Below are 19,239 nucleotides of genomic sequence, written 5' to 3' on the forward strand. Positions count from 1 at the left end.
GAGGAAACCCGGGAAGCGGACCCAGTTCACATCTAGCGCACGGCTTCGAACTCGTGCCCACAGGCCAGGCAATGGCTCAGCCACTCCCCCAGGAAAACATTCAGCTGGGCCTTCTCGTCGGGCTGGTGCATGAAGGCATTCGGATAGGGATAGATGCTGCGAAACCGCCGGGCATGCTCGGCGCTGATGACTTCCGCCATGCGCGCATCGTGATAGACCTGCACCTCCAGTTGCGGCACCGGCAGCCAGGGCAGACTGTGTTCCTGGCGCACCTGCAAGGTGGTGGTGTAAGGGCAGGTCAGCACCACTTCCAGGGCCAGGACGCCGAGCATCTGCTCGCCCTGGGTCACGGCGATGCGCCGAGCCACAGGCTGGTTGCGCATGTCAGGCAGCAGGCGCATCAGTCGGGCATAGTTGGCCTCGCAGGAAGCTTGCAGCCCCGCCAGATCCACCCGATAGCGGTCGCGTACCTTGTTTACGACCATAACCCCCTCACTTCAGCGCGATTGAGCGCCAGCCACTGCAAGGCAATGATGCTGGCGGCATTGCAGATCCGCCCATCGCGCATGGCCTGCTGCGCATCTTCATAGGCCATCACCGAAACCCGGATGTCTTCCGCCTCTTCCTCCAGCCCGTGCAACCCGCCGGCGGCACTGCTGTCGCATCGTCCCAGGAACAGATGAACGAATTCGGTGCTGCCCCCTGGCGACGGGAAATACTCGATCATCGGCCACAGCGCCGAGATATCCAGGCCAGCTTCCTCCTGCGCCTCACGACGCGCCACTTCTTCCGGCTGCTCGTCCTTGTCGATCAACCCGGCCACCAGTTCCACCAGCCAGGGCGTGGCGGCCTTGCCCATGGCACCGATGCGAAACTGTTCGATCAGCACCACCTCATCGCGCTGCGGATCGTACGGCAGTACGCATACCGCATCGTGACGCAGCAGAACCTCACGATTGATTTCCCGCCCCATGCCACCGGCGAACAATTCATGACGCAGTTGCAGGCGGTCGAGCCGATAGAAACCCTGGAAGCAGTTCTCGCGCCGGATGATCTCGACGGCACTCGGCGTGGAGTTGGCAAAGTCAGTCATAGCAATCCTCGTGTACAGCCTGTTCGTCCCGAGGATCCCCCTCGACTTCGCGCCATCCTAACGCGCCCGCCGCTGCCGATGCAGCCCCTTTAGCCTCAGCGGGATAGACGGCGAGGGGCTAAACCTAATCTAATTGCCTCTATTGAGCTTAGTGGCGAACCGACTGCCTCGCAGGCAGTCGAAGCCGGTAACCCATGCCTCCCCCTGGTTTATGAAGGACGCCCATGTCGCTTGTCAAAATCGCCTCCGTGGCCTGTATCGCCCTGACCCTGGGCGCCTGCCAAAGCCTGTTTCAGCCAAGCTACAACACGCCGCTGGAAACCAAGCGCGAGAAGTCCGAGCAGCTCAAGCCCGGCTGCAGCGGCGCCGACTGTCCGCTGGTCAACCTCGACACCGTGCACTTTCCCGCCGAGCCGCAACTGGATGCCATCGTCGAAAAACGCCTGCTGCAAATGACCCGCACCAGCCCCGACGCAGCGCTGCCGGCCAGCCTGGAAGCCTACCGCGAGCAGTTCCTGCGCAGCGCAGCGGACCGCCACGGCATGTACCTGCAATCCAAGGTACGCGAACAGCATGACGGCCTGGTGATCATCGAGCTGGCCAGCTACCTGGACACCGGTGCCGCCAACGGCACCCCGGGCCGGGGCTTCGTCAACTATTCGCGCCAGCAGCATCGGGCGCTGAGCCTGGCGGACATGCTGCTGCCCGGCCAGGAGGAGATGTTCTGGAAAGCCGCGCGGGTCGCCCACAACAACTGGCTGATCAGCACCCACCTGGATCGCGAAGCCGAATTCATCAAGACCTGGCCGTTCCAGAAAACCGCCAACGTGGCGCTGACCCAGAAAGCCGTGACCCTCAAGTACGACGTCAGCACCATCGCGCCCTCGGTGCTGGGCCATATCGAATTGCAGATTCCCTACGACCGCCTCAAGGGCGTGCTCAAGCCCGAGCTGTTTCCCGGGAACTGAACCCCCGGCCCAGCAGCCACTGCAACAGCCCTGCCAGCAGCAGCGACGGCAGGGTAGCCCCGACATCCGGATACAGGTTGGCCAGCAGGTGGTAGGTGCTCACCCCACCCAGCCAGGCCAACAGCGCGGTCCAGCGCCAGGCTGACAGCGAATCATCCCCGGAGCGTCGGCGCAGGATGAAGTGATCCACCAGCACCACGCCAAACAGCGGCGCGAACACCGAGCCGATCAGCAGCAGGAAGTTCTGGTACTGGGCCAGCGGTGCCAGGCAGGCGATCAAGGTGCAGAGCACACCGATGGCCAGGGCCAGGTGCTCGACCTTCAGGCGCAGCAGAATGCCACTGGAAACCGCCGCCGAATGAATGTCGGCAAAGGCGTTCTCCGACTCGTCCAGCAGGATCAGCAGCAGCGGAATCCCCAACCCGGCACCGGCCAGCGCCAACAGCAAGGCATTCACCTCACCGCTCGGGGCGAAGGCCAGGGTGTAGGCAACGCCCAGGCTCATCAGCCAGAAATTGCCGATGAAAAAACCCAGGGCCGTGCCGCCGAACACGCTCTTGGCGCGCTTGCCGAAGCGCGAGTAGTCGGCGATCAGCGGCAACCACGACAAGGGCATGGCAATGGCGATGTCGAAGCCTGCGGCAAACGGCATCGAGCCATCCCCGGCCTGAGCCCGGAGCGCCGCCAGGTCGGCCCGGGCGAACAGGTTCCAGGTCAGCCACAGGCACGCCGCGAGCAATAGCCAGATGCCCCACTTGCGCAGGATCCGGCGGACAAAGGTCAAGGGGCCGCTGACCGCCAGCAAGGTCGCCAGGGCACCGAAAAACAGGGTCCAGAGCAGCGGATTGGCCAGCAGGCTGCCTTCACTGAAGGCCCGGGTGCCCAGGAGGCTGGCGGCATCGCGCATGACGATAATTTCAAACGCGCCCCAGCCCACCAACTGCAGCAGGTTGAGCAACGCCGGCAGACTGGCGCCGCGGCGGCCCAGGCTGAGCTTGAGCGCAGCCATGGACGACAGGCCGGTGTCGCTGCCGATCACCCCCACCGCCGCCAGCAGCAGAACGCCCACAGCGGTGCCAAGAAAGATCGCCAGCAACGCATGAGACAGCCCCAGGCCCGGCGCCAACAGCGCACCGGTCTGCAGCACCATCAAACCGATGCCGAGGGAGAACCACAGGGAAAACAGATCCCGGGCGCCAAACACACGCTTGTCGGCGGGCACCGCAAGATTGGGGGAATAGGTACTTGGACTGTTCAAGGGATATATCTCAAAAGGGACAGGAGCAAGCTGCAAGCCTCAAGCGTCAAGAAAAAGCACGTCGCCCTTTGCTTTCCACTTGCGGCTTGCAGCTCGTGGCTTAGACCTTCTTGTACAGCTGGCTGCCTTCCTGCTTGAAGCGCTCGGCCTGCTCCGCCAGGCCCTTGGCGACGTCCACGTCCACCGCGTCGATACGCTGGTTGGCCGCGTACTCGCGAACTTCCTGGGTGATTTTCATCGAGCAGAACTTCGGCCCGCACATGGAGCAGAAATGCGCCACCTTGGCCGAGTCCTTGGGCAGGGTTTCGTCGTGGTACGAACGGGCGGTATCCGGGTCCAGGCCCAGGTTGAACTGGTCTTCCCAGCGGAATTCGAAACGCGCCTTGGACAAGGCGTTGTCGCGGATCTGCGCGCCGGGGTGACCTTTGGCCAGGTCGGCGGCGTGGGCGGCGATCTTGTAGGTGATGATCCCGGTCTTCACGTCATCCTTGTTCGGCAGGCCCAGGTGCTCCTTGGGCGTGACGTAGCAGAGCATGGCGCAACCGAACCAGCCGATCATCGCCGCACCGATGCCACTGGTGATGTGGTCGTAACCTGGAGCGATGTCGGTGGTCAGCGGGCCGAGGGTGTAGAACGGCGCCTCGTCGCAGCACTCCAGCTGCTTGTCCATGTTTTCCTTGATCAACTGCATCGGGACGTGGCCCGGGCCTTCGATCATGCACTGCACGTCATGCTTCCAGGCGATCTTGGTCAGCTCGCCGAGGGTTTCCAGCTCGCCGAACTGGGCTTCGTCGTTGGCGTCGGCAATCGAACCCGGACGCAGGCCATCTCCCAGGGAGAAGCTGACGTCGTAGGCCTTCATGATTTCGCAGATTTCGTCGAAGTGGGTGTAGAGGAAGTTCTCCTTGTGGTGCGCCAGGCACCACTTGGCCATGATCGAACCGCCACGGGACACGATGCCGGTGACCCGCTTGGCGGTCAGCGGCACATAGCGCAGCAGCACCCCGGCGTGGATGGTGAAGTAGTCCACGCCCTGTTCGGCCTGTTCGATCAGGGTGTCGCGGAACAGCTCCCAGGTCAGGTCCTCGGCCACGCCGTTGACCTTTTCCAGGGCCTGGTAGATCGGCACGGTGCCGATCGGCACCGGCGAGTTGCGGATGATCCACTCGCGGGTTTCATGGATGTGCTTGCCGGTGGACAGGTCCATCACTGTGTCCGAGCCCCAGCGAATGCCCCAGGTCAGTTTCGCCACTTCTTCCTCGATGGAGGAACCCAGGGCGCTGTTGCCGATGTTGCCGTTGATCTTCACCAGGAAGTTGCGGCCGATGATCATTGGTTCCAGTTCGACGTGGTTGATGTTGGCCGGAATGATCGCGCGACCACGGGCGATTTCCTCGCGCACGAACTCGGGGGTGATTTCCTTGGGGATGCTGGCGCCGAAGCTGTGGCCGGCGTGTTGCTGGTTCAGCAGGCCGGCGGCGCGGGCCTCCTGCAACTTCATGTTTTCGCGGATGGCGACGTATTCCATCTCGGCGGTGATGATGCCTTTGCGCGCGTAGTGCATCTGGCTGACGTTGGCCCCGGCCTTGGCCCGGCGCGGGTTGTTGACATGGGCGAAGCGCAGCTGGGTCAGTTCCGGGTCCGCCAGGCGCTGCTGGCCGAAGTTGGAGCTCAGGCCGGGCAGGCGCTCGGTGTCGCCACGGTCTTCGATCCACGCCGAACGCACATCGCCCAGGCCCTTGCGCACATCGATCACCACGTTCGGGTCGGTGTAGGGGCCGGAGGTGTCGTACACGGTCACCGGGGCGTTGATCTCGCCACCGAAATCGGTGGGGGTCACGTCCAGGGTAATTTCGCGCATGGGCACGCGGATGTCCGGGCGCGAACCCTGGACATAGATTTTTTGCGAGCGGGTAAAGGGCTGAACCGATTGTTGGTCGACTTGGGCCGACTCACTGAGGTTGCTAGCGTTTTTTAGTTTTGTCGTCATCACGGGCTCTCCAGACAGCATCCAGGCAGTGGATTGTTGTCGGAGCGAACCTGTAACGGACGGACGCACCCTGTCTAAGCAACTAGTGAGTGCAGTGCTTGGTACTCGAGGGGTGTTCGATTGTCGAACAACATCCCGGACGAAGCACAAGAGGACTCGCCGGGTGACGAGAAATCTTGTTCCCTACGCAGGCGCTAACCTGATCAGGTTCAACGGGATCCGGATTATCCGATCTCAGCCTCATAGCAAGGCACCCCGACAAGAACCGCGCCAGTCTAGACAAAGCCGGGACAGAACGCCAACACCGGTGCAATAAGCAGGATGAATGGCGTAATTGCAGGATTGTTGCCATAGGTCAGCAGCTCTACACTCCCAGCCCTATGTCGAACCTTGACGCTCCATGGACCGCGCCTTAGCCTTGGCGCCTGGATTATCTCCGTAATATCAACTCTAGGGATCGCCGAATGCTGCGCAAACTCTCACTGGCTGTTGCCGTGTCTTGTGCGTCCAATGGAATGGCATGGGCAGCAGAAGCGCCTTTGACCACCAAGACCGATCTGGTCAGCGTCTACCAGGAAGCGGTGGACAACAACGCCGATCTGGCCGCTGCCCGCGCCCAGTACGGCGCCCAGAAGGAAGTGGTGCCCCAGGCCCGCGCCGGGCTGCTACCCAACCTCTCGGCGGGGGCGGACATCAACAACACCCGCACCAAGTTCGATGAGCCATCCATGGCCTCGACCCGCAGCGGCAACGTCTACCAGGCGACCCTGGCCCAGCCGCTGTTCCGCGCCGACCGCTGGTTCCAGCTACAGGCCGCCAAGGACATCAACGAGCAGGCCTCGCTGCAGCTCTCGGCCACCGAACAGAACCTGATCCTGCAAAGCGCGGAAAACTACTTCGCGGTGTTGCGCGCCCAGGACAACCTGGCCTCGACCAAGGCCGAGGAGGCCGCCTTCAAGCGTCAACTGGACCAGTCCAACGAACGCTTCGACGTGGGTCTGTCGGACAAGACCGACGTCCTGCAGGCCCAGGCCAGCTACGACACCGCCCGGGCCAACCGGATCCTCGCCCAGCGTCAGGTGGATGACGCTTTCGAAGCGCTGATCACCCTGACCAACCGCGAGTACAACTCGATCCAGGGCATTGTCCACACCCTGCCGGTGCTGGCACCGACGCCCAACGACGCCAAGGCCTGGGTCGACACCGCCGCCCGGCAGAACCTCAACCTGCTGGCCAGCAACTACGCGGTCAGCGCCGCCGAGGAAACCCTCAAGCAGCGCAAGGCCGGGCACGCCCCGACCCTGGACGCCGTGGCGCAGTACAAGAAAGGCGATAACGACGCCCTGGGCTTCAGCAACCCCAACCCGTTGACGCGCTACGGCAGCGATGTCGAGCAGCGCTCCATCGGCCTGCAACTGAACATCCCGATCTACAGCGGCGGCCTGACCAGCTCCCAGGTCCGCGAGTCCTACTCGCGCCTGAGCCAGACCGAGCAGCAGCGCGAATCCCTGCGTCGCCAGGTGGTGGAGAACACCCGCAACCTGCATCGCGCGGTGAACACCGATGTCGAACAGGTCCAGGCCCGACGCCAGTCGATCATCTCCAACCAAAGCGCCGTGGAAGCCACGGAAATCGGCTACCAGGTGGGCACGCGCAACATCGTCGACGTGCTGGATGCCCAACGTCAGCTGTACACCTCGGTGCGCAACTACAACAACAGCCGCTACGACTACATACTCGACAACCTGCGCCTGAAACAGGCCGCCGGCACCCTCAACCCCGGCGACCTGCAGGACCTGTCGCGCTACCTCAAGGCCGACTACAACCCGGACCGCGACTTCCTGCCGCCGGACCTGGCCAAGGCCGCACAGGAGCAGCTCAAGGCTCGTCCCTGAAGCCTGGAGCCATGAAAAAGGCCACCTTTGCGGGTGGCCTTTTTTTGCGGCCGCTACGCAGCCGAACGCAGCCTGCGGCAGCGGCTACAGACGGACGATCAGTGCCTGTTCAAGAGACGATCAAGGCCATCCAATAACCGCTGCAAGGCCCCCTGGTTGGCCTTGAGCACCTTGAGCCCGGCCTCGGCCATCTTCTGCGCATCCCGGGGCAACTCGAACAGGCGCTGCACCGCCACCGCCAGCCCCTCGGCGTCATCCACCTCCTGCAGGGCTCCGGCCTCGCGCAGCATCGCGGCGATTTCCAGGAAGTTGAACAGGTGCGGCCCGCTGATCACCGGCTTGGCCAGCGCCGCCGGCTCCAGCAGATTGTGCCCGCCGTTGGCCACCAGGCTGCCACCGACAAAGGCGCTGTCGGCCAGGGCATAGAGGAACAGCAACTCGCCCATGGTGTCCCCCAGCAACACCGAGGTGGTGGCGTCCACCGGCTCCCCGGCGGAGCGGCGAATGGTCGTGAAACCCTGTTGCCGACACAGCTCGTACACCGAGTTGAAGCGTTCCGGGTGCCGTGGCACCAGAATCAGCAAGGCATTCGGGTAACTGGCCAGCAGTTGTCGATGGGCGTCGAGCACCACGGCGTCTTCACCTTCGTGGGTACTGGCGGCGATCCATACCGGGCGGTCCATGGCCTGCCACTGCTGGCGCAGCTCACGGGCACGCACCAGCAGTTGCGGATCGATGCTCAGGTCGAACTTGATCGAGCCTGTCACTTCCACCGTCTCGGGGCGCGCACCCAGCTCCCGGAAACGCTGGGCCTCGGTCTCGGTCTGCACCGCGAACAGGCTCATCTGCGCCAGCATCGGCGCCGTCAGAGCGGCAAAGCGCCCATAACCCTTGGCCGAACGCGCGGACAATCGGGCATTGGCCAAGGCCACCGGAATCCCGCGCCGAGCGCACTGGTCGATGTGGTTGGGCCACAGTTCGGTTTCCATGATCACCGCCAGCTTGGGCTGCACCCGATCGAGAAAGCGCGCAGCAGCGCAAGGCAGATCGTAAGGCAGGTAGCAATGCTGGATGCGCGGCTCATGGGCGAACAGCGCCTGAATGCGCTCGGAGCCGGTGGGGGTCATGCAGGTCACGGTAATCGGCAGTTGCGGATGACGGGCCAACAGGGCCCGGATCATTGGCGCCGCAGCAATGCTCTCGCCCACGGACACCGCATGCACCCAGATACCGCCGGTCTGCATCACCGGCAAGCCCAGAGAGAAGCGTTCGCCAATGCGCTTGGCATAAGCCGGGGCCTTGCGCGAACGCAGCCACAGGCGAATCGCTACCAATGGCAGCCCCAGGTAAAACAGTGCGGTATAGAGAGTTCTATTCATGGCGGCGGAGTTTATCGGTTTTTTAGCCGATCGCCTTCAGGTGCACGGCAAAACGTTCCGCCAGCCAGCACGCGGCCGGCCCCAGGGGCTCGTCGCGGCGCCAGGCTAGCTCCACCACCAGCGCCGGCGGCGTCCATTCGCTGACCAGCTCCACCATCTGATGCTGATAGGTCGGGTACTGCACCACATGCCGCGGCAACCAGGCCCAGCCAAGGCCACGCATCAGCCATTCGGCCATCACGTAGAAACTGTCCGCCCGCCAGACCTGGGGGCTGACTTGCTCACCACCGGGGTAACCACTGAGTTGCGGGGCGATCAGCAACTGCCGGTGCCGGGCCAGGAGCTGGCGATTGACCCGTTTTTCATGGGCCAGGGGATGCCCCACGGCACACACCGTGACCATTTCAACGCTGCCCAGGGCCTGACGCTCCAGGGTTTCGGGCATCTGCTCATGGTGGAACAGCAAGCCCAGGTCGGCCCGGCGCTCCACCAGTTTGCGCGCCACATCGCCCTGGGCGCCGCTGGCCAGTTGCACCTCCAGGCTGGGAAAACGCTCGGCCAGGGCTTCCAGGCTGTCGAGCACCGGCTGGTAAGGCATCGCCTCATCCTGGGCCAGGCGCAACCGCGCCTCCTGGCCCCGCATCAAGGCCAGGGCCCGGCCATTGAGGCGATCGCACTGGCGCAGAATCTCCCGCGCCTCCTGCAACAAGGCACTGCCGGCTTCGCTGAGCTTGGGCTGGCGCCCGCTGCTGCGCTCGAACAGGCTGACCCCCAGGTCCTCCTCCAGCAGAGCGATGGCGCTGCTGATGGCCGATTGCGCCTTGCGTTGCTGGCGGGCCACCGCGGAAAACGAACGCAGCTCGGCGACACTGACGAACAGCCGCAACTGCTCCAGGTTCCATTGCATGTTCATAGCGCAACCTATCTCCATAACAGATAGGTAATGACTTTACCCCATCTGGACAGTCTCTAGAATGCCGACCTCAGAAAGCAGTCCCAAACACGAGGAACCCTCCCATGAACGCTTACTACTACCTGGCCATCGCCATCTGCGCGGAAGTGATTGCCACTGTTTCAATGAAAGCGGTCAAGGGCCTGAGCACACCGTTGCCCCTGGCGCTGATCATCGTCGGCTACGGCGTGGCCTTCTGGATGCTGACCCTGGTGGTGCGCACCGTCCCGGTGGGCGTGGCCTATGCGGTATGGGCCGGCATGGGCATCGTCATGGTCAGCATTGCCGCGCTGTTCCTGTACGGCCAGAAGCTGGATATCCCGGCGATGCTGGGCATGGCGCTGATCGTCCTCGGCGTGGTGGTGATCCAGTTGTTCTCGAAAACCGCCGGGCATTAAAAAGCAGCCTCAAGCGACAAGCTTCAAGCGGCAAGAGTGAGTGCCATGCTTGCAGCTTGAGGCTTGAGGCTTGAAACTTGCGCCTTCGTTTTGTTTACCGAGGTCGCTGCATGCCATCCGCTATTTCCACCGATGTGCTGATTGTCGGCGCAGGCGTCGCCGGTCTCTGGCTCAACGCCCGCCTGCGGCGCCAGGGCTTTTCCACTGTACTGGTGGAAAGCGCCAGCCTCGGTGGCGGACAGAGCGTGAAGTCCCAGGGGATTATTCACGGCGGCGCCAAGTACGCCCTGCACGGTGCCCTCACCGGCGCCTCGGAAGCCATCGCCGACATGCCCCGGCGCTGGCGCGAGGCCCTGGCCGGTACCGGCGAGCTGGACCTGTCCGGCGTGCGCCTGCTCTCCGAGTCCCACTATCTCTGGTCCCCCGGCACCCTGGCCGGCAACCTCACCAGCTTCTTTGCCAGCAAGGCCGTGCGTGGCCGGGTCGACCAGGTCAAGGGCGAGCAACTGCCTCCAGCGCTGCAGGACAAGCGCTTCAAGGGCAAGGTCTATCGGCTGGCCGAGCTGGTGGTGGACGTGCCCAGCGTCATCCAGCGTCTGGCGGACCTGGGCGGCGACAGCCTGCTGGCCGGCCAGAAGATCGAGCCACTGCGCGAGAGCGGCCAACTGGTGGGCCTGCGGATCGACGAACGGGAAATTCGCGCGCAGCGCATCGTCCTCAGCGCCGGTGCCGGCAATGCCGAGCTGCTCCAGGCGCTCGGCCTGAGCCAGCCGGCCATGCAGCGACGCCCGCTGCACATGGTGCTGGTCAAGGGACCCAGCCTGAAACCGCTGTACGCCCATTGCCTGGGCGGCGGCCCCAAGCCGCGGATCACCGTCACCACCCATCCGGCCGCCGACGGCCAGTGGGTCTGGTACCTGGGGGGCGATCTCGCCGAAGCCGACGGCGTGGCCCGGGAGCCGGCGGCGCAGATCGCTGCGGCCCAAAAGGAACTGGGACAGCTGCTGCCCTGGGTCGACCTGAGCCAGGCGCAATGGGCCACCTTGCGAGTGGAACGGGCAGAACCGGCACAATCAGGCCTGACCCGCCCGGACAACGCCTTCCTCGCCGGACAAGACCGCCTGCTGGTGGGCTGGCCGACCAAACTGGCCCTGGCGCCGGACTTTGCTGACCGAGTCCTGGCGGCCCTGGAGCGCGATGGCATTCGCCCTGGCCCCAGCCCGGCCCTCCCCGACCTGCCCAAGCCACCCCTGGCGCAAACGGCCTGGGAGCAACTGCTGCCATGAGCCAGCCAACCCTGCACGACCTGCATCGCCCCTTCGGCAGCACCGGGCTGATGGTTTCCCCCCTGGGCCTGGGCACGGTCAAGCTGGGCCGTGACCAGGGCGTGAAATACCCCAACGGCTTCCAGATCCCGGACGACCAGGAAGCGCGCATGCTGCTCAAGCTGACCCGCGACCTGGGCATCAACCTGATCGACACCGCTCCGGCCTACGGCCGCAGTGAGGAACGCCTGGGCCCGCTGCTGCGGGGCCAGCGCCAGGAATGGGTGATCGTCAGCAAGGTCGGCGAAGAGTTTGCCGACGGCGTGTCCCGCCACGACTTCAGCGCCGCCCACACTCGACTGTCCGTGGAACGCAGCCTGCAACGCCTGGAAACCGACTTCATCGACCTGGTGCTGGTGCATTCCGACGGCAACGACCTGGCGATCCTCGAGCAGTGCGAGGTCTACCAGACCCTGGCGCAGCTCAAGCAGGAGGGCAAGATCCGCGGCTTCGGCTTCTCCGGCAAGACCGTGGACGGCGGTTTGAAGGCCTTGGAGCAAGGCGATTGCGCCATGGTTACCTACAATCTGAACGAACAGGCCGAGCGGGCGGTCATTGATTATGCCGCCGCCCAGCACAAGGGCATCCTGGTGAAAAAGGCCCTGGCCAGCGGCCACGTGTGCCTGAGCCCGGGCACCGATCCGGTGCGGGCCAGCTTCGAATTGCTGTTTGACCGGCCCGGTGTGGCCAGTGCTATTGTCGGGACCATCAATCCGCTGCACCTGGCCCATAACGTGACGACTGTGGCACAGGTTCTAGGGGCTGTTCCCGCTGGGTGACAGGCCCTGGGCCAAAACTGATGCCGCCGACGCGGCCGACCCCGACGCAAGAAGGAGCCGAGATGTCGCGACCGCTGATTAGAAAGAACCCCAGCAACTTCAAGACCCTGCCCCTGTTCGTCGAAGCGACTCCCGAAGGCCTGTGCTACCAGAGCGTGGGCATGCCGCTGAACTTCGCCCAGACCCTGCAGCGCCGACGCCCGGTGACCGTGGCCGATAACCAGCGTTTCGCTCTGGAGTTGGCCAACCTCGGGGTCTCGGTGCGCCTGACCCTGCATTGGCAGAACCGCGATTACTGGGTACTGGTGCGCCAGCGCCGCCAGGATCGCGGCGACGTGGTGCTCAAGCTGATCTCCGGCTACGTGCCGGCCCATGAGCTGAACCTGCCGCTGCTCACCGCCATCCAGGAAATTGCCGAGGAATGCCTGCTGGAAACCCCGGAAGGCTGGCTCGGCGGACGCTTCAACGACACCTGGCTCCCCGCCCCCTATGCCGGGGCCCTGCACTACCGCGAAGCCCTGCCCTTTCGCCTGACGCCGCTGTCCGGCGCGGCGCGGCCGGTGCGTTGCGCCAACCTGCAATTGCTCGAGCGTCCCCAGGCCTATGTCCACCTGCCCACGGCATCGCTGCAGCTGATCTACGACCTGCGCCTGGAGGTGCCCCGGGAAGCCAAGTCCCTGAGCCTGTTCCACGTCGATGAACGCCTGGAAGGTGATCAACTGGTGGCCCGCCTGGACCGCAAGCGCCCGGACCTGTACCTGATGCCCCTGGAGAACGGCGAACCTTGCGCCGAGCTCTACACCCTGATGAAGGACCAGTTGCACCCGGCGAGCACCCGTGGCCTGTACCTGGCAGAAAGCTTCGCCCAGCAGGAAGGCTGGGTGGTGCGCGACGAGCGGATTCGCTGGAAGGACTGGCTCAGGCAACGAGGCCTGAGTGAACCGGAGAAGGACTCGAAACTCTCACGCCTGACCGGCAAGGCACGGCAGATCCTGCGCAAGATGGTTCCGGCCAAGGCCAGGCGCCAGGGCTGAGGCAAAAAAAAGGCGCCTGGAGCAGGCGCCTTTTTTCACTGCAGCCGTTACTCGGCCTTGTCGGTCTTGCGGATCTTCTCGACGATGGCGGTGGTCGAGCTGTTCTCGACCAGCCCCAGCACCTTCACCGTGCCGCCATAAGCGGTGACGATATCTGCGCCCACCACCTGATCGATGCCATAGTCGCCGCCCTTGACCAGCACATCCGGCCGTACCTGGGTCAACAGGTTTTCCGGAGTGCCTTCAGGGAAACTGATCACCCAGTCCACGGCGCCCAATCCCGCCAGCACCGCCATGCGTCGGTCGACACTGTTGATCGGCCGGCCGGGCCCCTTGAGGCGACTGACCGAGGCATCGTCGTTGATCGCCACGATCAGCCGGTCACCCTGGGCCCGAGCCTGTTCCAGGTAGGTCACGTGGCCGGCATGGAGAATGTCGAAGCAGCCATTGGTGAACACAATCTTCTCGTTGTGCGCCCGGGCGTCGTCAATCGCCAGCAGCAGCTGGTCGAGGCTCAGGACCCCACGCTCGGAACCTTCCTCGCGCTGGATCGCCCGGCGCAATTCCGGCGCGCTGATGGCGGCAGTCCCCAGCTTGCCGACCACGATGCCCGCCGCCAGATTGGCCAGGCCCACGGCATGGGGCAACTCTTCACCGGCAGCAATGGCAGCGGCCAGGGTAGAGATCACCGTATCCCCGGCACCGGTGACATCGAATACTTCACGGGCACGGGCCGGCAGGTGCAGGGGCGGGTGCTCCGGACGCAACAGGGTCATGCCATGCTCGCCACGGGTCACCAGCAGCGCACCCAACTCCAGATCGTGCATCAGCTTGGCGCCCTTGCTCACCAGCTCGTGCTCATCGGCACAGCCGCCGACGATGGTTTCGAACTCGCTGAGATTCGGCGTGATCAGGCTGGCGCCGCGATAGATGGAAAAATCCTTGCCCTTGGGATCGGCCAGCACCGGAATGCCCCGCGCCCGCGCCGCTGCGATCAGTACCTGATGGTTACGCAACGCGCCCTTGCCGTAGTCGGACAGCACCAGCACCTTGATCCCGTCGAGCAGGGCGTCGACCTCGGCCGCCAGGGCCAGGGCGTCAGTGGCGAACGGCTCTTCGAAATCGATACGCAGCAACTGCTGGTGACGGCTCATGACCCGCAGCTTGACGATGGTCGGCTGGTGAGCAATGCGCTGGAACAGCGCCCGTACGCCCGCGCCTTTCAAGCTGTTGGCCAGACTGTCGGCAGCCTCATCGTCACCGGTCACCCCCACCAGAGACGCCGGAGCGCCGAGAGCGGCGATGTTCAGGGCAACGTTAGCGGCACCACCCGGGCGGTCCTCGATTTGCTCGACCTTGACCACCGGCACCGGTGCCTCAGGGGAAATCCGTGAGGTACCACCATGCCAGTAACGGTCGAGCATGACATCGCCGACCACCAAGACAGGGGCTTGATCGAATCGCGGCATGGACAACTTCATGGAGCATCCCACATACAAAATGAACAGGGGCGCGATATTAACACAGGGTTGGCGCCGTCTCGTTTGAGAGCTTTACGCGGGATGTATCACGCACATTATCTGCTCACTTTTTGAACACCCGACTCAAAACAAACTGCACCGCATCGGACAATTCGATTTCATCGGTATTGACCTCGCAATCTGCGCGCTCTGGCGCTTCGTAAGGACTGTCCAGCCCGGTGAAATCCTTGATTGCTCCTTGCAGAGCAGCTTGATACAGGCCCTTGGGATCACGTCGGGCGCACACATCAAACGGCGTGCTGACATAGACCTCGAAAAACTGCCCAGGACCAAACAACGACCTGGCAATCGCCCGACCAGCACTGAAAGGCGAAATAGCCGAGACGATCACAATCAATCCGGCGTCGACCATCAAGCGCGCCACCTCGCCAATACGACGAACATTCTCTTTGCGCGCCTCGATTCCCATCCCCAGATCGCTGCATAAACCGGTGCGCAGGTTGTCACCGTCCAGCACAAATGTATGGCGACCCAGCTCATTGAGCTTGATCTCCAACGCGTTGGCCAGCGTGGACTTTCCAGCGCCCGACAGCCCCGTCAGCCACAGACAACAAGGCTGCTGTTGCTTTAACGCAGAGCGGGCATCCACTGACAACGATAGGGAAAAGGGACGGATAGCGGGAGCAACCCCAGTAGAGGCCGGAAAGACTGAAGAGTCACTCATAACCCAGGACCTCATAATCACGCTGATAAGCACGCCTGACCAAGCGCCGCGTACGCAAGGAGCAAAACTCCCTGACCGGCTCATTTCGACGGTCAAGGGAAACATTCAGATGTGGCAATAATGTGTCCACTCCGAGTCGCTTACACAGATGGCGAAAATCTCGCTCAATATGCTCGTGCCGGCCTAGAAAATCCATGGACATCCGCCCCATCTGATCAACAAGAAAGTCTGTCTGAGGCGCAAAGTGGAGCTGACGACGCAGGTTGTCCGGGTGCAACCACTGCGCAACGAAATCGTCGAAGTCTCGGTAGCTGGTCACCAAGGCCTGAGCCTCCCGGTCACGCCGCCCCATGTTATTGCCCCGCAAGTAAGCGTACGCCGAGTAAGCCCGCTCCAAGGGATCGCGGACAAAAGCGAACTTGAAACTACCCGCGCAGTGTTCGGGGAACTGCTGCTGATACCAGTAATACGGTAAATGCCCTGGCCACCGACCATCTAAAAACGCAGAGCACAGGCTACTGCCACCACATTTGGGTACATGAATGAACACACACTTATGCGTCACAAAACTTTTTGGAAGCGCAATGTTCGCAGACAGAGACTTGTTCACAGCCTGCCGGTCAACCACTGACAATCGCCCCAGCAAAAAAGCCCTTTGATTCTTAGGAAGCAGTTTCCACAACAGACGTTGCAACATCCGATTATCCACGCAAGAAGGTTAGCCCTCTCGTTCATCATTCGAATCGAGAGGGTCAACATAACAAACGCTGGAGAAGGAATTATTTAGCTTTGGTCAACCCTGTAAGGGTATTGATACAAATGCCCGGGCGCATTGCGCGCCCGGGAATATCAGACGATATCGGCCTCAGACGGCGCGTCCAGCCCCATGGCGTGCAGCCGCGAGTAGTAGCCACCCATGGCCAGCAACTCGAGGTGAGTACCACGCTCGACAATTTCGCCGTGGTCCATCACCAGAATCAGGTCAGCCTTCTCGATAGTGGACAACCGGTGAGCGATAACCAGGGTGGTACGCCCTTTCATGACCTTGTCCAACGCCGCCTGAATATGCCGCTCCGACTCGGTATCCAGTGCTGATGTCGCCTCATCCAGAATCAGCAACGGTGCATTCTTCAGCAACGCCCGGGCGATCGCCAAGCGTTGACGCTGGCCACCCGAAAGGAGCACGCCGTTCTCTCCGACTTCGGTATCCAGGCCATGGGGCAGTTCAGCAATGAAGTCCATCGCATAGGCATCTTGGGCAGCCTTCTCGATATCCGCACGCGGCGCACCGGCCAGGTCACCGTATGCAATGTTGTTGGCAACGGTATCGTTGAACAACGTCACATGCTGCGTGACCTGAGCCACGTGTCGGCGCAAGTTACGCAGCCGGTAGTCTTCGACCTCCACGTCGTCGAGCAGTATTTCTCCGGTTTCATGATGGTAAAAACGCGGAATCAGGCTGGCCAATGTCGACTTACCACTACCAGAGCGCCCAACCAAGGCAATCATCTGCCCTGGCTCGGCACTGAAGGTAATGTTCTTGAGAACCTCACGCCCGGTCTCCGGATACGTGAAGCTCAAGTTGCGTACTTCAAGGCGACCACTGATACGATCTCGTTCGACCGTTCCGCTATCGACTTCAGGCTCAACGTCCAGTTGCTCGAAGATACTTTCGGCACCAGCAACGCCCTTTTGAATCGTTGAGCTGACTTCCGACAACTGCCGAATCGGTTTAGGCAGCAAACCAGCGGCAGTGATATAGGCCACCAGATCACCGGCTGTTGCATCGCCCCGCAAGAACAACACCAGGAACATCAATGCAGCCATGGCGGAGTAAATCACCAGTTGCAACATGGGGGTGTATACAGCACCAGTCTTGGTCATGCGCAGCTGTTTTTCGGTATTGCTCTGGCTAGCCGCGGCAAAGCGCCGCTGCTCATAGCCTTCACCACCGAAACTGCGCACCACTCGATACCCCTGGATCGCTTCCGAAGCAACATGGGTCACATCTCCCATGGCGACCTGGATCTTTTTGCTCTGCTTGCGAAATTTCTTGCTGGTACTGCCGACCATCAGGGCAATCACTGGCAGGATCGCCAGCATCACCAGCGTCAGCTTCCAGTTCATCCACAACAGATAAACAAATAGAAAGACCACTGTCAGGCCTTCGCGAATGACCACTTTGATCGCGTCGGTGGCCGCCCCCGTAACCATAGTCACATTGAAAGTGATACGGGAAATCAGGTGCCCAGAACTATGAGTATCAAAATAGCGATTGGGCAGGACTAAAAGCTTGTTGAACAGTTCGACACGCAGGTCGTGGACCAACCCCAAGGAAACCTTGGCCAGGTAGTAGTTGCCCAGAAACGACCCCAAACCTTGCCACGCGGCGATCAGGACGATCAGCAGCGGAACAGCCATCAGCAGCTTCAGGTCTCTCAGATACGGCACATTGGGGAAGAACACCACATCGGGATTGCTCAAGCCATCAACGAAGTATTTGAGGATTCCCGCGAGCATCGGCTGGGTAGACGCAAAGATCACGAAGCCCACGATACTCAACAGAAACATGCCAAGGTACGGCCGTACATAGCCCAGCAGCCGGAAATAGATTTTCAGGCTGGAATCCTGTTCCGCTTTGGGCGGTGCGTCACTCATCATCGGGCTCACTGGTTAGGTAGAACGGCGAATTTTATCACAAGCCTCGGGCTTGGCCCGAGCCCAGACCAAAACGCTGGCCAAGGCAATTGGAAACCAGGAGATGAACCACTCGGCGCGAGGTGTGCCTGTGAGGCTTGCGGCATCGAACTGCATCGCCAGAAATGAGAACACCCATATCCCGATGATGCCCTTGCCATATTGGGTATCACGCGCCTTCCACGCTTGCCATAGCACTCCGAACCACAGCCCACACCAAAGCAGCAGGCCCGGCAGACCGAGTTCGATGGTCACATGGGTGAACAGATTGTGAGAGTGATCGAAATAGAGGTTATCGGCAAAGACCTTGTAATCGCCGCCCAATCCCAAGCCGCCCCATGGCCGCTCAGCAATCATGTGCAAGGCCGCCATGAAAATCTGAGGACGATAGGAAACGCCACGAGACAAGACCAGAGACTCCATTGCCCAGAACACCGCCAACGCGGTGACAACCGCCGCTGCCGCGATCAACGTACTGCGCCGGTCACGACACCAGATAGGCATAGCCACGATGCTCAGAAGCAGTGCCAGAGCGGCGCCTCTGCTTTGGCTCAGCACCACAAAGAGTGCGAGCAGCCCCATTGCCAACAACCAAGCCACCTGCATCCAACGGCCGCGAGGCACCCAGTGCAGCATCCACACCGCAGCCAAACCAATGACGTAAGCACCAAGAATCGGATGAGACAGCTGGCCTAACCCCTCAAGACGGGCATACCAGGCATTTCCTTCAATGCCATAGAATTTGATCACTGCAATCAGCGACGACAATGCCAGTCCGAAACCTCCCCACTGCATGACTCGAATGACCCGCTCGGGTCGAGCATTGGCAAACACCGGGAAGAACAGCAGGAAGACGCCGATGTAAAGCAGGCGCTTGGCCTCACGGGAAGGATCTTCTACGTTGGTCCAGAGCAAACTGATCCCGCCCCACACCGCCAACAACAGGATCATCAGGCAGATCCAAGTTTGCGAACGCCAGACTTCCTTGAGCCGATCACGGGCAGGCCAGGCAAAAACCAGGGCCGGCAACCAGAGAAAGAGCACCAGGCCCTGCTGATAGATCTTGTTGGTCGGCGCAAATGCAATAGCCAGTAAAAACCATAACAGTCCACAGACCATCCATCCCTGCGCCCAACGATTTGCTTGCATTCCTTCCCCCTCATCACGGCCAACCACCCTGACCGGCATGGTTAAAACCCAAAACTTTCGGCATCATTACCGACCACTGTGCCCGCGACTCCGAGAAGGCTCCGACGATGCAATGTT

Annotated in this window: 17 protein-coding genes and 1 riboswitch; of the genes, 6 read left to right on the plus strand and 11 right to left on the minus strand. The window is 62.0% G+C overall.

Features of this window, described 5'->3' with window-relative positions; genetic code table 11:
- Window positions 1-32 precede the first annotated feature (32 nt).
- Window positions 33-485 (minus strand): DUF1249 domain-containing protein, encoded by a 453-nt coding sequence (locus tag L1O02_RS28300; protein WP_060837245.1) that lies wholly within the window; start codon window positions 483-485, stop codon window positions 33-35.
- Entirely contained in the window at window positions 476-1,093 is a 618-nt protein-coding gene (locus L1O02_RS28305; RefSeq protein WP_108545947.1) for an NUDIX domain-containing protein, read from the minus strand. The genes L1O02_RS28300 and L1O02_RS28305 overlap by 10 nt, the downstream gene beginning before the upstream one ends.
- A 224-nt stretch (window positions 1,094-1,317) precedes the next feature.
- On the opposite strand from L1O02_RS28305, the gene L1O02_RS28310 reads away from it, so the two are divergent.
- A complete protein-coding gene (locus tag L1O02_RS28310; protein ID WP_060837243.1) occupies window positions 1,318-2,061 on the plus strand; it encodes an RsiV family protein in 744 nt (247 codons plus the stop codon).
- Here the strand turns inward: L1O02_RS28310 and cytX are convergent.
- Both cytX and thiC read right to left on the minus strand, forming a co-directional pair.
- Window positions 2,033-3,319: a putative hydroxymethylpyrimidine transporter CytX gene (gene cytX, locus L1O02_RS28315; RefSeq protein WP_235759135.1), complete on the minus strand. Its 1,287-nt coding sequence runs from the start codon at window positions 3,317-3,319 to the stop codon at window positions 2,033-2,035. The two genes, L1O02_RS28310 and cytX, sit on opposite strands and share 29 nt — an antisense overlap.
- A 100-nt stretch (window positions 3,320-3,419) precedes the next feature.
- Window positions 3,420-5,309, minus strand: a complete 1,890-nt coding sequence (thiC, locus tag L1O02_RS28320) for a phosphomethylpyrimidine synthase ThiC (RefSeq protein ID WP_060837241.1) — start codon at window positions 5,307-5,309, stop codon at window positions 3,420-3,422.
- A 163-nt stretch (window positions 5,310-5,472) separates the two neighbouring features.
- A riboswitch (TPP riboswitch) is annotated at window positions 5,473-5,577 on the minus strand.
- A 196-nt stretch (window positions 5,578-5,773) separates the two neighbouring features.
- Here thiC and L1O02_RS28325 point away from each other — a divergent pair.
- Window positions 5,774-7,204 (plus strand): TolC family outer membrane protein, encoded by a 1,431-nt coding sequence (locus tag L1O02_RS28325; protein ID WP_060837240.1) that lies wholly within the window; start codon window positions 5,774-5,776, stop codon window positions 7,202-7,204.
- 98 nt (window positions 7,205-7,302) lie between these two features.
- Here L1O02_RS28325 and waaA read toward each other — a convergent pair whose 3' ends face one another.
- Complete coding sequence (gene waaA / locus L1O02_RS28330; protein WP_108545943.1) at window positions 7,303-8,583, minus strand: lipid IV(A) 3-deoxy-D-manno-octulosonic acid transferase; 1,281 nt, start codon at window positions 8,581-8,583, stop codon at window positions 7,303-7,305.
- A gap of 22 nt (window positions 8,584-8,605) precedes the next feature.
- Entirely contained in the window at window positions 8,606-9,490 is an 885-nt protein-coding gene (locus L1O02_RS28335) for a LysR family transcriptional regulator (RefSeq protein WP_181321634.1), read from the minus strand.
- A gap of 110 nt (window positions 9,491-9,600) precedes the next feature.
- Between L1O02_RS28335 and L1O02_RS28340 the strand changes: the two genes are divergently transcribed.
- The 4 genes from L1O02_RS28340 (at window position 9,601) to L1O02_RS28355 (ending at window position 13,071) form a co-directional block, all read left to right on the plus strand.
- Entirely contained in the window at window positions 9,601-9,933 is a 333-nt protein-coding gene (locus tag L1O02_RS28340) for a multidrug efflux SMR transporter (RefSeq protein WP_011058907.1), read from the plus strand.
- A 110-nt stretch (window positions 9,934-10,043) separates the two neighbouring features.
- Window positions 10,044-11,219, plus strand: a complete 1,176-nt coding sequence (locus L1O02_RS28345; RefSeq protein WP_060842309.1) for an FAD-dependent oxidoreductase — start codon at window positions 10,044-10,046, stop codon at window positions 11,217-11,219.
- Window positions 11,216-12,037: an aldo/keto reductase gene (locus L1O02_RS28350; RefSeq protein WP_108545941.1), complete on the plus strand. Its 822-nt coding sequence runs from the start codon at window positions 11,216-11,218 to the stop codon at window positions 12,035-12,037. The genes L1O02_RS28345 and L1O02_RS28350 overlap by 4 nt, the downstream gene beginning before the upstream one ends.
- A gap of 62 nt (window positions 12,038-12,099) precedes the next feature.
- Entirely contained in the window at window positions 12,100-13,071 is a 972-nt protein-coding gene (locus L1O02_RS28355; RefSeq protein ID WP_108545940.1) for a metal ABC transporter ATPase, read from the plus strand.
- A gap of 47 nt (window positions 13,072-13,118) precedes the next feature.
- Here L1O02_RS28355 and hldE read toward each other — a convergent pair whose 3' ends face one another.
- From hldE to L1O02_RS28380, 5 genes are all read right to left on the minus strand, one after another.
- Window positions 13,119-14,552, minus strand: coding sequence for a bifunctional D-glycero-beta-D-manno-heptose-7-phosphate kinase/D-glycero-beta-D-manno-heptose 1-phosphate adenylyltransferase HldE (gene hldE / locus L1O02_RS28360; RefSeq protein ID WP_016968290.1), 1,434 nt, complete (start codon window positions 14,550-14,552; stop codon window positions 13,119-13,121).
- A 103-nt stretch (window positions 14,553-14,655) separates the two neighbouring features.
- The gene (gene cysC, locus L1O02_RS28365; protein WP_108545939.1) at window positions 14,656-15,276 is read right to left on the minus strand and encodes an adenylyl-sulfate kinase; all 621 of its coding nucleotides are present in this window, start codon (window positions 15,274-15,276) and stop codon (window positions 14,656-14,658) included.
- On the minus strand, window positions 15,269-15,973 hold the full coding sequence (locus tag L1O02_RS28370) for a sulfotransferase family 2 domain-containing protein (RefSeq protein WP_060842305.1): 705 nt from the start codon (window positions 15,971-15,973) through the stop codon (window positions 15,269-15,271). Before L1O02_RS28370 ends, cysC begins: the two co-directional genes overlap by 8 nt.
- A gap of 152 nt (window positions 15,974-16,125) precedes the next feature.
- Entirely contained in the window at window positions 16,126-17,934 is a 1,809-nt protein-coding gene (gene msbA / locus L1O02_RS28375) for a lipid A export permease/ATP-binding protein MsbA (RefSeq protein ID WP_108545938.1), read from the minus strand.
- A 15-nt stretch (window positions 17,935-17,949) separates the two neighbouring features.
- Window positions 17,950-19,122: an O-antigen ligase family protein gene (locus L1O02_RS28380; protein WP_108546014.1), complete on the minus strand. Its 1,173-nt coding sequence runs from the start codon at window positions 19,120-19,122 to the stop codon at window positions 17,950-17,952.
- Between the last annotated feature and the right edge of the window lie 117 nt (window positions 19,123-19,239).

It is taken from the genome of Pseudomonas sp. BC42 (assembly GCF_021560055.1).
GTDB lineage: Bacteria > Pseudomonadota > Gammaproteobacteria > Pseudomonadales > Pseudomonadaceae > Aquipseudomonas.